Source organism: Bacillus sp. NEAU-242-2 (assembly GCF_027853835.1).
In the GTDB taxonomy this organism is placed as follows: Bacteria; Bacillota; Bacilli; order Bacillales; family Bacillaceae; genus Bacillus; species Bacillus velezensis.
In genome coordinates, this window is the sequence record NZ_JAPNNY010000006.1 from 139,955 (window position 1) to 154,304 (window position 14,350).

13 protein-coding genes are annotated in these 14,350 nt (G+C 49.0%); 1 reads left to right on the forward strand and 12 read right to left on the reverse strand.

Annotated features, from left to right (window positions below; all coding sequences use genetic code 11):
- Positions 1 to 131: 131 nt before the first annotated feature.
- From OWN49_RS17085 to OWN49_RS17100, 4 genes are all read right to left on the reverse strand, one after another.
- The gene (locus tag OWN49_RS17085; protein ID WP_063174392.1) at positions 132 to 1,646 is read right to left on the reverse strand and encodes a class I adenylate-forming enzyme family protein; all 1,515 of its coding nucleotides are present in this window, start codon (positions 1,644 to 1,646) and stop codon (positions 132 to 134) included.
- Positions 1,647 to 1,867: 221 nt separating this feature from the next.
- Positions 1,868 to 3,952 (reverse strand): BglG family transcription antiterminator, encoded by a 2,085-nt coding sequence (locus OWN49_RS17090; RefSeq protein WP_101562715.1) that lies wholly within the window; start codon positions 3,950 to 3,952, stop codon positions 1,868 to 1,870.
- A 301-nt stretch (positions 3,953 to 4,253) separates the two neighbouring features.
- On the reverse strand, positions 4,254 to 5,156 hold the full coding sequence (locus OWN49_RS17095) for an aldo/keto reductase (protein ID WP_070081375.1): 903 nt from the start codon (positions 5,154 to 5,156) through the stop codon (positions 4,254 to 4,256).
- A gap of 113 nt (positions 5,157 to 5,269) precedes the next feature.
- On the reverse strand, positions 5,270 to 7,273 hold the full coding sequence (locus OWN49_RS17100) for a penicillin-binding transpeptidase domain-containing protein (RefSeq protein ID WP_176283121.1): 2,004 nt from the start codon (positions 7,271 to 7,273) through the stop codon (positions 5,270 to 5,272).
- 156 nt (positions 7,274 to 7,429) lie between these two features.
- On the opposite strand from OWN49_RS17100, the gene OWN49_RS17105 reads away from it, so the two are divergent.
- A complete protein-coding gene (locus OWN49_RS17105) occupies positions 7,430 to 7,750 on the forward strand; it encodes an antibiotic biosynthesis monooxygenase family protein (protein ID WP_003156282.1) in 321 nt (106 codons plus the stop codon).
- On the opposite strand, the gene OWN49_RS17110 is transcribed toward OWN49_RS17105, so the two are convergent.
- The 8 genes from OWN49_RS17110 to OWN49_RS17145 all read right to left on the reverse strand — a co-directional run bounded on the left by OWN49_RS17110 (position 7,721) and on the right by OWN49_RS17145 (position 14,177).
- Positions 7,721 to 7,936, reverse strand: coding sequence for a YczI family protein (locus OWN49_RS17110; protein WP_369719110.1), 216 nt, complete (start codon positions 7,934 to 7,936; stop codon positions 7,721 to 7,723). The two genes, OWN49_RS17105 and OWN49_RS17110, sit on opposite strands and share 30 nt — an antisense overlap.
- Before the next feature lie 196 nt (positions 7,937 to 8,132).
- Positions 8,133 to 8,774: a GDSL-type esterase/lipase family protein gene (locus OWN49_RS17115; RefSeq protein ID WP_007609458.1), complete on the reverse strand. Its 642-nt coding sequence runs from the start codon at positions 8,772 to 8,774 to the stop codon at positions 8,133 to 8,135.
- A gap of 64 nt (positions 8,775 to 8,838) precedes the next feature.
- Complete coding sequence (locus OWN49_RS17120) at positions 8,839 to 9,588, reverse strand: IclR family transcriptional regulator (RefSeq protein WP_077721811.1); 750 nt, start codon at positions 9,586 to 9,588, stop codon at positions 8,839 to 8,841.
- A 17-nt stretch (positions 9,589 to 9,605) separates the two neighbouring features.
- A complete protein-coding gene (locus tag OWN49_RS17125; protein ID WP_094247900.1) occupies positions 9,606 to 10,613 on the reverse strand; it encodes a biotin-dependent carboxyltransferase family protein in 1,008 nt (335 codons plus the stop codon).
- 2 nt (positions 10,614 to 10,615) lie between these two features.
- Positions 10,616 to 11,347 (reverse strand): 5-oxoprolinase subunit PxpB, encoded by a 732-nt coding sequence (gene pxpB / locus OWN49_RS17130; RefSeq protein ID WP_012116821.1) that lies wholly within the window; start codon positions 11,345 to 11,347, stop codon positions 10,616 to 10,618.
- 29 nt (positions 11,348 to 11,376) lie between these two features.
- Positions 11,377 to 12,171, reverse strand: a complete 795-nt coding sequence (locus tag OWN49_RS17135; protein WP_077721808.1) for a putative hydro-lyase — start codon at positions 12,169 to 12,171, stop codon at positions 11,377 to 11,379.
- A 4-nt stretch (positions 12,172 to 12,175) separates the two neighbouring features.
- Positions 12,176 to 13,390 (reverse strand): NRAMP family divalent metal transporter, encoded by a 1,215-nt coding sequence (locus OWN49_RS17140; RefSeq protein ID WP_044053272.1) that lies wholly within the window; start codon positions 13,388 to 13,390, stop codon positions 12,176 to 12,178.
- 22 nt (positions 13,391 to 13,412) lie between these two features.
- On the reverse strand, positions 13,413 to 14,177 hold the full coding sequence (locus OWN49_RS17145; RefSeq protein ID WP_077721806.1) for a 5-oxoprolinase subunit PxpA: 765 nt from the start codon (positions 14,175 to 14,177) through the stop codon (positions 13,413 to 13,415).
- Positions 14,178 to 14,350 lie beyond the last annotated feature (173 nt).

Consider the following 14,350-nt stretch of genomic DNA (forward strand, 5'->3'; position numbering starts at 1 on the left):
CATATTTCTTGTCTACCTCGGCTGTCCTCCGGATAAACATGATTGAGACAGTTCAAAACGTTTTCGGAGAAAAATGTTTCACATGGAACGCAAGAAAAAAACCCGGCTGGCAGCCGGGTTTTTGTTCTCTATTATGAACGTACCGCTTGTTTGCGGAGCACGTCTTTTCTCACTTTTCCAAGGTTGTTTTTCGGAAGTTCGCTGACGAACTCAATGTCCGGAATTTTAAAGGCAGCAAGACGTTCTTGCAGGAATCGGGTCACTTCTTCTTCTGTCAGGTCTTCTCTGCCGTTTGTCACGATGAACGCTTTCGGCTTTTCGCCGTAAAGCGGATCAGGGATACCGACAACCGCCGTTTCGAGAATGCCCGGCACTTGCTGAATGACTTCTTCAATCTGGTCGGGATAAATATTATCGCCGCCGTAGATGATGACATCTTTATAACGTCCGGTGATAAAAATAAATCCGTCTTCATCCACATAGCCGGAATCGCCGGTATGGAACCAGCCGTCTTTCAGCACTTTTCGTGTCGCTTCTTCATTACCTTCGTAGCCTTTGAATAAAAACGGACTTGTCACAACGACTTCTCCGATTGAGCCTTGCGGAAGGACTTCACCTGTTTCCGGATCTACAACGCGGACGTCCACTTCTTCCATCGGTTTACCCGCGGAAGCGGCTTTATCCATTCCCATTTGCGGATTCCAAGAGCTGATGCCCCACGCTTCCGTGCTTCCGTATCCGTGCATGAGCGGGATGCCGATGTCGAGATACTGCTGGATCAGGCTGCTTGGCACCTTTGTGCCTCCCGTCATCATATAAACGATAGAAGACATGTCAGTCTGGTGCGTTTCCCATGCTTTCAGCAGGTATGTGAAATAGACTGGCAGCGCCATGATGGTTTGAATTTTTTCTTTTTCGATGAGCTTCAAGTTTTCCACAGGGTCCTGATTGTCTGTCATAATGAATGTCGTTCCGCTCATCGTGCCGACCATCTGGCAGATAATCGCGCTCGTATGGTAATTCGGATGGCATGCTAAGAAGCGGACATGCTGCATTCTCCCCGTGTAAGCCAATGTCGCGTTTACGTAGTTGTATATGCCGCCGTGAGTGATCATGCAGCGTTTCGGATTGCCGGTTGTACCTGAAGTAAACATCAGCAATGCCGTATCGTTTTCAGACACCGTTTCGACATCCGGTGTATCACCGGAGCCTGTCAATAAAGCGTCAAACTCAGGCGTTGTCTCCGCAGCTGTTCCTGTCTCGACCTTCAGTTTAAGAGAAGATACCAGCGCAGGAAGAACTTCTTCCATAATCTCTTTAAATTCAGTGCCGAAAAAGACAGCTTTCGGTTCACAGGCTGCTAAAATGCCTTTCATTTCGTAAGGTGTTAATTGCCAGCTGACCGGCACAACAACCGCGCCGATTTCGAGTGCCGCAAACATGACAATGGATGACGCGTGGCCGTTTTTGCAAAGCATCGCCACTCTGTCGCCTTTTTTTATTCCTTTATCAAGAAGCGCTTGTGCAAGCTGGTTGATTCGTTTTCGATATTCCGCGTAGGTCAGGGTATGCGCACCGCTTTTTACAGCTTCGATCTCTTCGCTATTTGAAATGTCATGCAGAATCAGATGCTGTAATGTCTCCATATTTTCATCTCCCATAATCATAAATCACAAAAAACTCTGTCAGATTTTCTTCCTCACGCAACCCATTTTAAACCAAAAAATATAACTTGTAAAACAATTTTGTTTTAGAACTATTCCATTCGTGAATGATACAATAGTCCCATGTTTTTAGTTTCTTCCCTTCCCCTTACCCTCATACATGCAGAAAAAAACACACCCCATATGAGGTGTGCGCTTTCTGTTTACCGCTGTCCTTTCTCCTGAATGAAATGATAAAACAGCTTGTTTAAACGTTTGTATAAATCGGCTTCATCCTCCGTCTGGAAGGCTTTTATACTGTCTTCGGACTCGATGATGGCGGAGCTGACCGCACTTAGTATTTCCGACCCTTCAGCGGGCATATCAGCCGGCGCCATCATCACCAAAGCGCGGCCGACGGTCAGGGAATTTCCGTCCATGCCTTTGACACTGCATGGAGCCGTCAAATCATAAATTTTGAAAAAAGGCGTGACAATTTCTTCATTTTTGAGATGGTACAGCGCCATCGCCGTTCCCGGAATGCCGAGTCCGCCCTGTCGTTCACGCTCTGCAAGGCGCTGTGCGGTTTGTTTGGCATTACGGACAAATCCTTCTTGCTCAAGCATGGCAAACAAACGATTCAAAAACAGTTCGTACGCCGTGTTTGACTCAATGGATTTGACCGAAAAGTTCCGCAGCACGCTTTGGATAACCGCCGCATAATGTGCCATACGGCCGGCCGCTTCCAGCATATCAGGCGTCTCCGGCTGCTTCTCTTCTCTTTTACCGTTTCTTTTTTTGTCAAGAATCAGCGGAATTTTTCTTTTGATGTACTGCTTCACCTGATCAGCGTCTTCTTCGTTTAAAAGCGGACTGACCATGACGTAATCAATGTTTCCATACGGGATCGGAACGGTGGATACGATCATGTCATACGCGGTGATGTCTCGGTCCTTCAGTTCGATGAGGGAAGACATATCAAAGGAACGGATTTCCGGAAGCTCCTTTTTCAGTCTGGATGCGAGCATTTTGGACGACCCGATGCCGCTGGAACAGACGATCAGCGCCTTGATCTTCGCTTCTTCCCGTTTGATTTCCAGAGCGGAGCCGAAGTGAAGAACGATGAAAGCGATCTCATCATCAGAGAAAAGAAGCCCCGGAAAGAATTTTTCCATTCCTTCTTCTACGGCCATGTACAGCAGAAAGTAGTCGCGTTTAATTTGCTCGGTCATCGGGTTGTACATGTCGATATTTTCTTTCACCCGGTTGATCGCAGGCTCCAGATGGGCGATTAAACCGTCGTATAAAGAACCGTTTTCCGTCAGATCAATTTTGATTTTTTCAGAAATGAATCCGATCAGCTGCTTCGTTTGCAAGGCCGTTTCAACTTCAATGTTTTCCGGTTTGAATTCCGTTTTGTATTGGCGGTTGGCGCTCCGCAAATGAATGGTGATATAACCGATCTCAGCTTCCGGAATTGAAACGCCGAACGCTTTTTCAAGCTCTTTTGCCATTTCCAGCGCAGAGCCGTACTCCTTCGTCTGCTGCAGCGCTTTTAGTTCCGAAGCCTCCATCGTGATGGTTTCTCCGAGTCTGATCCGGTCCATTGCAAAGGTTAAATGAACCGCAAGCGCCATGTATGAGCTGTCAGATAAGGCGATCGCGATTTTTTCCTTGAGCTGAATCAAGAGCCGGTCCATTTTCAAAAGTTCCGCTTTATTTACGACGCCGAACATTTTTTCAGCATCGTCAGGTTTTCCTTTAATATTGAATTCAACCGCTTCCAAAAAGCTCTGAATATCAAGCCGGTTGACGATGAGATTGCCGACGATTTTCCGTTTCGCATTTTCCGGCCCCGTCAGCTGAATGCCGAAGCCCCTTTTTCGGATCAGCGTCAAGCCGAAGGGCGCAATCCAGGTCTCCAGCTCATCCAGGTCATAGCTGATCGTCGCGTTTGTCACTTGCAGTTCGTTCGCCAGACTGTAGAGCTTGATCGGCTCTTGCGACTCTAATAGTGAACATAGAATTAAAAGTTTCCGCTCCTCAGCGCTGTATTCATGCTGTTCATAGGACAGGTCTGACAGGAGTTTTTGTTTGTCCTCCGGGTTTCCTACCGCTTTCAGTCCTTTGCCGGGCTGTTTATCAAGTGCCAGACCGAATGATTCCATCATCGGTTTGATTGTTTTTAACTCGCGGTGAACGGTTCTTGTGCTGACTTGTAAAGCTTCTGCCAGTTCATGCACTGTCTCGTAACGGTTCTGCAGTAATAGATGTTTCATTAATTTTTGTTCTCTCGCTGTCATATACATGAAACGCGCCTCCAGATTTTCTAGTTGTGAGAAGTATGGCATATGGGGAGTGCTGCCGGGGAAAGTGGTGTAAATTATAATATAAAACGCTTTCAATGATTATTCAACCATTTTCAAATGGCAATTTGGCACTGGGCCGTGTGACAGTATTGAAAAAGAGAAAAATGTGTCAGATAATATGCCATGACGCTTGTTACTCTTGATCCGCACGGCTATACTTCAAAGTGACCTTACTTGTTTTTAGACATTGCACACCACATAAACAAACGCCCGGAAGATACCTTCCGGGCGTTTGTTCTGTTTATGGAATATCGCAGCCTTGGACACCGGTATAAATCCGGAACCACTGATCATGGCTGAGTTTGTACGCGGATGCACGCACCGCGGCGGAAATGCGGTTCTCTTTTCCGCTGCCGACAATCGGCATGATGTCTGCCGGGTGGGTGAACAGCCATGCGTACATGACTTCGTCAATGGAAGCAGCGCCGATTTCTTCCTGTACGGAACGAAGCACGGCACGGATTCGGAGGTCCTTATCTGATTGTCCTGTAAAGACGCTCCCGCCCGCAAGCGGTGACCACGCCATCGGCGGAATGCGTTTTTCCTGACAGAAATCCAGCGTGCCGTCATGAATATTTTCCAGCTCGTACGCCGAGATTTCAATTTGGTTTGTGATGAGCGGATCATCCAAATAGGATTCGAGCATTCTGTACTGGTGCGCTTTAAAGTTCGATACCCCGAAATATCTGACCTTGCCCGAGCTTTTCAGCGCGTGAAACGCTTCAGCCACAGCCTCCGGGTCCATAAGCGGGTCCGGTCTGTGAATGAGCAGCACATCCAGATAATCCGTATTCAGATTCAAAAGCGACTGCTCCGCCGACGCTAAGATGTGAGACTTCGACGTATTATAATGATGCGACTTGTTTCCGGGCCGCTCCGGTGATTCAATGACAATCCCGCATTTTGTGACGATTTCGATTCGCTCCCTTATTGAAGGCGAAAGGGACAAAGCGCCGCCGAACAGCTTTTCACACGTATAACCGCCGTATATATCGGCATGGTCGAAGGTGGTGATGCCTTGGCTGATACACCATTCAATCAGATTCAGCAGCTCTCCGTCTGAAACATTCCATTCGTTCAAACGCCAAAGCCCGTGTATCACTCTTGAAAATTCCAGGTCTTCAGCCAATTGAATGCGCTGCATGTGAAATCCCCCTTTTTCTTAGAGCCTCTTGTATCTCTGTTTTCAGGAATTGCCCATGCTGTTTCATTCTGCTTCGGCGGCCGATTTTCCTTTCAGCCCGCAAAAATCGTCATTTAATGATTCTGAAACTGCTTTTTCGCTTTTTCAACGACGTAATGGCTTCCGCCGCGTTTTTTGACGTCTTGAATCATCATCGCGATCAAGAGGTCTTTCTTTTTATAATCGTAACCGACAAACCAGCCGTTTTCTTTGCCGTCTTTATCTTCTTTAGACGTTTTCAGCTCGGCTGTGCCGGTTTTTCCGGCTACGGTAATGCCGCTTACGGCCGGCTGATATGCAGAGCCGCGCGGATCTTCAACGACGCCTCTCAGCCCTTTTGTGATTTCTTCGGCATTGGCTTTCGACACCACTTGCTTATGCCAGATTTGCGGTGTTTTTTCTCCGTCTTTGATCAATGTCGGTTTGACGAGATTTCCGTCTGTTACAAATGCGGTATAGTCAGCCGCTAAGTGCAGAGGAGACATCAGCATCTGCCCCTGGCCGTAGCCCGTATCTCCGAGAAGGATCTCGGAATCAAGCTTGCCGTTAGCGATTGAGGACTTTTCAATCGGAAATTGGTACGGAATCTCTTCATCAAAGCCAAATGTTTTTAATCCTTTTGTAAACGCGTCCGCTCCGGCATCTATGGCATTTTGCGCAAAGTAGATGTTGTCCGATGTGATCAGCGCGTTTTCGAGATCCACTTCATTCAGGCGCTCTGATACGCGTGTGACATGGTAACCGCCCCAGCTCGAATCTTTCTGCCACTCTTTACCGGTGATTTTTTTCTTTTCCGACGCTTTCAATGTGCCGTTTGTCAGGCCGACTGCCGCGGCAATCGGTTTAATCGTTGATCCCGGCGCATAAAGTTTGTTGAATTTCGCTGAAAACGGATTGTTTTTATCTTCATTCAGCTTTTTCCACTCTTTTCCGCTCCAGCCGAAAAGAAAGCCGTTCGGGTCATAAGACGGTGCGCTGACGAGCGCGAGGGTCTCTCCCGTTTGCGGTTCGAGGGCGACTGCCGCTCCGCTGTCGTCTTTCATAGAATCATACAGCTTCGTCTGCGTTTTCATGTCAATCGTTACATGAATATCCCGCCCGCTTTCGGCTTTCTTTTCAGCAATGACCTCACCTGTTTGCGGGACGTAAATTTTCCAGCCGGTCGTGCCGCGCAGCTTGTCTTCATATACATTCTCAAGGCCGGCGATGCCGATTTTGGAAGTATCGCTGTATTGGCCGTCTTTCGCTTTTTTCAGCTGCTCCGCTGTGATGGTTTTAATATAGCCGGTCAGATGGGCCGCTTTTTCGCCGTACGGATAGTAGCGGGAGCTGACTTTCGTTTTCGTCACGCCGTCTAGTGCGAGCAGGCTTTTGACCTTGCTTTCATCATCCGGTCTGATTTTTTGAATCGGGACATAGGAGTCGTCTTTTACCCAGCCCTGGTTCAGTTTGCTTTTGATATCGTCTTCAGAAAGGTCCAGTTTTTCAGACAGTTTTTTGATCACGCTGTCTTTATCCTTGCCGAGTTTTCCAGGGATAATGCCGATTTCCGGCACCTCGGTATTCACGGCGAGACCTTTTCCGTCTTTGTCGTAAATTTGTCCGCGCTTCGGTTCCTCATTTGCGATCTGCACGGTTTTGTCATCGGAAAGCTGTTTGAAAATAAAAGAAGGATTCCAGTCAATGTTCCATGATTCGCCATCGTCTGTTTTCTCTTTTTTCAGGACGGCCGTGTTTTCAAAAGCGACCTTCCCTGCTTTTGTATCCATGCTGACTTTATAATCGATGTGCTGGAGGTCATCTTTTTTCTTATCGTCTTCGTCCTGTTTTTCGGCAGTGACTTTCAGATTTTTGACCCCTGCTTGTTCATAAATGGTTTCATATCGTTTTACAAAATCCTTTTTGGATCGTTTTTTCTTTTCATCTTGGGTGAGGCTTTGGTACATCTTATCGTAATGACTGCCGTTCCAGTCTTTTACGAAATCTTTCATTCTGTCTTCGGCCGATTCCGTTTTCGAGCAGCCGATCAAACCTATGATTCCTGCGAGTAAAAGTAATAGGTATAACCCTTTTTTCACTGTCTATTCCCCTGCCTTCCAACTGTTATTTTCTCCTAAACCAAATCAGGCTGGCAAGGATTTTTTTCTCAGAGCGTTTAAAATTTTTTTGTTTTTCCGGCCGTCACGGCCCATATTCTTATACAATGTATCTATTAAAAAAAGGAGGAATCTCAGATGATCAGAGAAGCAGCCATGCTGTATGTAAAAGAAGGCCTTGAGGGGGAATTCGAAGAGGCATTCCGCCGGGCGGAGCCGATTATCGCGGGCATGAAAGGTTATCTGTCCCATTCCTTGTCCAAATGTATGGAAAAGACGCATAAATATTTGCTGCTTGTGGAATGGGAGACATTAGAAGATCATACAAAAGGCTTTCGCGGATCGCCGGAATATCAGGAGTGGAAAGCCTTACTGCACCGTTTTTATTCACCATTTCCTGTTGTGGAGCATTTTCAGGATCTATCAGACTCAGATCGCGTGAAGCGTAAAACCGATTAAGGAGATCGACCATACAAAAACGGCGGTATAGATATTGAATTTCCCGGAGCCGTCGTTTTCTTTCCGTTTTTCCTCCAGCCCCTGAATGAACATGACCGCACCGAGAAACACGAGCATAACCGGCTGTATGACGGAGGTATGTTCCGCATACGTAAATGCGGCGGCCGCAAGTATAATAATCAGCATCGCGAGTGACAGTTTTAAGGCGCGCAGCAAAGCAATCCATCCTTTCTGTTATCATTTTTTGAACACAATTCTATTTCTGTCTTTATCCCCCATTATTCTAGCGTACTTTTTGCGCGGATAGAACGAAAGTCGGACAATTTTAAGTTTGTTTTAAGGAGCACGAAAAGCGCGCTCCCCATGAAAAGGAGCGCGCGGTTTATGAGCGGGCGAGGCTTCCGTATCCGAGCCCCCGCAGGACGCATGCCATGACTTCATACCCCTTGCTGTTGGGGTGTACGCGGTCATGAGAAAGATATTCATTCATTTTTCCTTTGAAAGCGCTGTGGACGTCGGCAATTTTGACGTGCGGCGCCGATGCGAGCGTGCTGAGGTGCGCATTATAAGAGGATATCCATTTTTCTGCAATGGAGATGCCCGGGAAAGGATTGTATAAATTGAAGACGCGGATCTCATAAGGAGACGGGTGCGGCCCTTTTAAGGCAGCGATCTTGGCTATCATCTTTTCAAAGTTCTCATGGCAGTGACTGGACACGCTGGTGAATACCGAAGCATCCGATGTTTGCTGATATGCCTGAACCGAATCGATCAAATCGTTGCCGCAGCCTGTAATCGTAATCATATCAGCAGCCTGAATCCGCCTCTGAATGTACGGCAAGGACATAAGCCCGAGAATTTCTCCCGTCTCAAGGCCTGATTTGGCAAAGATGGATACGTCGGTTCTTGTCTGTAAATCTTCTGCCATCATGCGCCCGAACCGCTGGACAAAACCGGCGGAAAACGGCCCGGATCCCCTCCCCGTCGTCAAAGAATCCCCCAGCGCCGTATAAACAAGTCCCATTTACTTTCCTCCACTCGTTACTATCGATATTGTAATGTACGCGAGTGAAGAAAAATTGGCTCGGTCAATAACCTAATTTCTCAGAAATATGCTGTGCGGCGTTTTTGACCTTTTCGGTTAAATACGGCAGCCTGTCCTCTGAAAACCGGGCTTCGAAGCCGGCGATGCTGATTCCGGCAGCCACCTTACCTTCGTGATTGAAAATCGGCGCCCCGATCGCCGCCGTATAATCTTCTAATTCCGAATAGCTGATCGTATAACCTGATTGCAAGGATCTTTCAATGGAGTGAAGCAGTTCAGCCCGATCCGTCATCGTGCCTGAGGCGATTGCGGCAAGCTTTGTCTTCTGAATGTATGTGTCAATCTCCTCTTCCGGCAGAAACGATAAAATGCTTCTGGCGCACGCTCCCGCGTACAGCGGCGACCGGCGGCCGATTGCCGTATACAGGCGGACGGTTTGGGTGCCTTCAATTTTTTCGACGTAAATGGCTTCATCCCCGTCCCTCATGATCAGCTGAACGGCCTCATCCACTTCGCCGCACAGCTCTTCCATAATCGGTTTGGCTATTTTCCTGATATCCAGACGTTCAGAGACGAGCTGGCCGAATTGTAAAAAGATCAGACCAAGCTGATAACGGCCGTCCGCCGCCCGGGTGAGAAACCCCGTTTCCTCCAGTGAGCTTGCCATCCGGTGAACCGAGGTCTTCGGCATTTCCGATAGAGAAACCAGCTCATTTAGGCTCAGGCTCTGTTCAGTCAGAAACAAATGAAGCAGTTCCATTGATTTGATGACGGTCTTGTTTTTGTTTTCCATGGTCTTTAGCCCCTTTGTCAGATCACCCATTCCATTTTGAGCCTTGCTTTCAGCTCCTTCAGCTGCTGTTCCTTCTCCAAAAGCAGCATTTCCGCTTCCTCCAGCGAAACGGCCCGGAACGTAATGTGTTCCCCCGGCATCGTTTGGGCGACGAGAGGAAGATCGGCGGATATGATATGCGCCATCCGCGGATAGCCCCCCGTCGTCTGTCTGTCAGCCAGCAGAATAATCGGATTGCCGTCCGGCGGCACCTGCACCGTTCCGAACGTCACGGCCTCAGATACCATTTCCAGCGGCTCCCGCAATTCAAGCGGAGCGCCCTTCAGCCGGTAGCCCATTCGGTCGGATTGAGGCGTGACCGTATATGACTCTTGATAAAAACGTAATTTTGCTTCTTCTGTAAAAGCGTGAAATTGAGCGCCTTCAAGCACTCGTATGACCGGATTTTTTTTCAGCGGCAGAAATCCTCTGCTGCTGACAGACCAATCAGGCGCTGAGAAACCATGCTGTCCGAAAGAATCGCTCAGACGGTACGCGATTGATTCCGAACATGGCGTCATACGGCCGAGCGGCAGCTCATCATCTTTTTGCAGCGCTCTTCCGCAAAAGCCGCCGATCCCCGCTCTGACATACGTGCTTTTGCTTTCCATGACGGCGGGCACGTCAAATCCCCCCGCGACGGCGAGATAAGCGCGGCTCCCCATCTTGCACGGCCCGAATGAGACGACGCTGTTTTCCTTTATCAAAACCGGTTTCCACAGAGGGGCGGGCTCCCCATTAATATGAAAGGCGAAATCCGCTCCCGTAACGGCAATAACCGCGGGTTCTGAGAACTCAAAGGAAGGCCCTGGCCCCATAAGCGTAACTTCAAGCCCCGCCTCTTTTTCTTGATTTCCGGCAAGAAGATTGGCGATGCGCAGAGAGATCGTATCCATTGCGCCGCTTCCCAATACACCGTATTTTTGATATCCCGTCCGTCCCGTGTCCTGAACCGTCGTCAAGAGACCGGGTTTTACCACTTTCATACTCATTCGGCTCCCTCCTTGATGCGGCTGTACTCCTCTGCTGTGATCCGGACGAATTTCACCGTATCGCCCGCTCTCAAAAGACTCGGCGGATGTTCTTCCGGCCTGAAAAGCCGGAGCGGGGTGCTGCCGATCAGCTGCCAGCCGCCGGGAGTGGATATCGGATACACACCGGTCTGCATTCCCGCGATTCCTACTGAACCGGCCGGGATGGACGGCCTTGGCGACGCCTTTCTCGGCGCTCTGATCCGCTCAGACATTCCTCCTAAAAACGGAAACCCCGGCGCAAATCCGAGCATATAAACGAGATATTCGCCTTCAGTATGAATGCGGATGACGTCTTCCGGGGTCAGATCGTTCATCTCAGCGACCTCTTCTAAATCGGGACCGAAATCACCGCCGTAGCAAACGGGGATTTCCATCACCCGGCGCTCTTCTTTGCGGCCGGTCATTATATGACTGAGACGTTCTGTCACTTCTTTCTTGACCAGGGCAAAAGGAGAGACGCCTTTTTTTATGTTTGAGACGGCATACACGTCATAAAAGATCGTTAAGCTTGTGAATGCCGGAATACATTCAACGAAGCCCGGAAACGGCCGTTCTTCCATACAGGCTGCCGCCGCATGCACCCGGCTGTTGACCTCTTCGCTGATGTGCCCGCCAAAGCGGATGATAACGGCGGAATCACCGTACGGCTGTATATCAAGCGCTGTATTTCCGCTATACTGCATCATTGTCATCACCTCGTTGTATTCTTTCTCACTTACAGGACAGCAAGCGATTCATTTCGTATATCGGTGATCAGCATATGCCCCGGTGAATGTGTTATTACGATATCAGGCTTTGCTTCCATGATCACCGCCTGGGGTGTAACGCCGCAGGCCCAGAATACGGGAACTTCACCTTCCCGCACCGTTACGGCATCTCCGAAATCCGGCTGATGCAAATCGCTGATGCCGATGCTTTGCGGATTTCCGATGCGGACGGGGGCGCCGTGCACGGCGGGAAAACGTGACGTGACCTGCGCCGCGCGGACTGCAAGCCTTTCCGGAATCGGTCTCATGCTGACGACCATCTTTCCTGAAAACGAGCCCGCCGGAACACAGTCAATATTTGTTTTATACATGGGGACATTCACACCCTCATCGATGTGCCTGATTGGAATGTGCTGATTGATAAGGGCCTGCTCGAATGAAAAACTGCAGCCGATCAAAAACCCGACATAATCATCCTTCCAATACGGCGTAATATCCGTTACCTCTTCAGTAAGCACGCCATGCCGATAAATCCTGTATTTCGGAAAGTCCGTCCGGATATCAGCTCCCGGCGCCGCTATTGCCGGAACAGGTGAACCCGCATCCGTCACATCAAGCACCGGACAAGGCTTTTGATTGCGCTGGCAGAATAAAAGAAAATCAAAGGCAAGATCCTTTTGCAAAACGACGAGATTGGCTTGTGCGTAAGAAGCGGCCAACCCCGCCGTCGGCCCGGTCATCTGCCCTTTCCTGATAAGCTGTCTGACTTCTTCGGGACTCGTATCACTCATATGGTTTTTCATATCATCAGCTCCATAGCTGCGGCATTTGCGAGAATAATGTATAGATGCCCATAACCGCCATGACAACCACTACGATCGCCCCTGCAATCGTGAGCCAGATCGGATGCTTGTAATCGCCGACGATTTTTTTCTTATAAGCGCCCAACAGAATCATCGCTAATGCAAGCGGCAGAATTAAGCCGTTAAGCGAACCGACCGCGACCAGAATTTTGGCAGGCTGGCCGATCGTGACAAAAATAAGAGTGGATACAATGATAAAACCGATAATTACGCCATGTGAGTGCTTTTCGATTTTTGCCGAAAACGATTTGAAGAATGACACCGATGTATAGGCGGCGCCGATGACAGACGTGATAGCGGCAGACCACATGATGACGCCGAAAATTTTATAGCCGACATTTCCCGCCGCAAGCTTGAACACAGAAGCCGCGGGATTATCAGGATCGATGCGCAGGCCCTTTGAAACGACGCCGAGCACGGCGAGAAACAGGGCAATCCGCATAATAGATGTAATCAAGACGCCCGTGATGGAGCTTTTCGTGACCTGAGGAATGACTTCCTTCCCTTGGATGCCTGAATCAAGCAAGCGGTGGCCGCCGGCAAATGTAATGTATCCGCCGACCGTGCCGCCGACAAGCGTCACGATTGCCAGCACACTGATATGATCAGGCATAAAAGTTTTCACAACGGCGTGTCCGACCGGCGGAGCCGTCGTTACGGCAACATACACCGTCAATACGATCATGACGATTCCGGCGATCTGCATAAAACGGTCCATGACTTTTCCGGCTTCCTTTATGACGAAAATCAGAACCGCAATCGCAGCGCTGATTAAAGCGCCGATCTCCGGTTTGATTCCGAATAATACTTGAAGACCGAGACCCGCGCCGCCGATGTTTCCGATATTAAACGCAAGTCCGCCGAGCACGACCAGAAAAGCAATGGCATAACCGGCGCCCGGAAGCACCATATTGGCAATCTCTTGGCCGCGCTTTCCGGAAACCGCGATAATCCGCCATACATTGGTTTGCGCGAAGATGTCCAAAATAATAGAGATTAAAATGATAAAGCCGAAGCTTGCCGCCAATGTATTGGTAAACGTGGCCGTTTGCGTCAGAAAGCCGGGCCCGATTGATGATGTCGCCATCAAAAATGTCGCGCCTAAAAGAAGCGACCATTTGCCGGAAGCCTTTCCGGCTGTTTTTTTCTTTTGCTCCATGCTGTCTTCCTCCCTCTGCTGCTCAGTCTTTTGCAAGCGCACTGATTTGAATGTCTGCCGCTTTTAATTCTTTTTTGATTGTTTTTGCGAATGTCAGCGCGTGGGCGCCGTCTCCGTGAATGCAGACCGTGTCCGCTTTCAGGTTTACAGCTTGTCCCTTACGTGATGTCACCGTGCTGTCTTTCACCATTTGAATCACTTGACCGACCGCTTTTTTGTCATCCTGAATCAGCGCATCCGGCTCTGAACGCGGCGTCAGCGTGCCGTCTTCCTGATAGGTGCGGTCCGCAAACACTTCGCTTGCCGTCCTCAGTCCGATTCGATCTCCCGCTTTAATCAGCTCGCTTCCGGAAAGCCCGAAAAGAATGAGTCCGGGATCAAAATGACAGATCGCCTGAGCAATGGCTTCTGACAGGCCGGGATTGACAGCGGCCATATTATATAAAGCGCCGTGCGGCTTCACATGCTGCATCTCGACACCTTCCGCTTTTAAAAACCCTGACAGCGCGCCGATTTGATACAGCGTCAGATCATACGCTTCCTCGGGCGTAATCGCGATCTGCCGCCGCCCGAATCCCTGCAGATCGAACAGCCCGGGATGAGCGCCGATTTTCACGCCTTTTTCCGCCGCAAGCGCAACCGTTTTGCGCATCACGCTGGGATCACCCGCATGAAAGCCGCAGGCGATGTTTGCAGATGTCACATAATCCAAAATCTCTTCATCCAGTCCGATTTTATAAGCACCGAAACTCTCTCCTAAATCACAATTGATGTCAATCTGAAACATAAGCTCCCTCCTGTATTGTAAACGTTTTATTTTATTATCATTCCGATATTCGGAACGATTATTCCGAATTGTTGAATTTCTCTTCATTATATTTAATTCTGACAGGTTTGAACATCCTTTTGTCAGAAAACCTACCATAGACCTAGTCACAAATCTGACAAAACAAAAAAAGA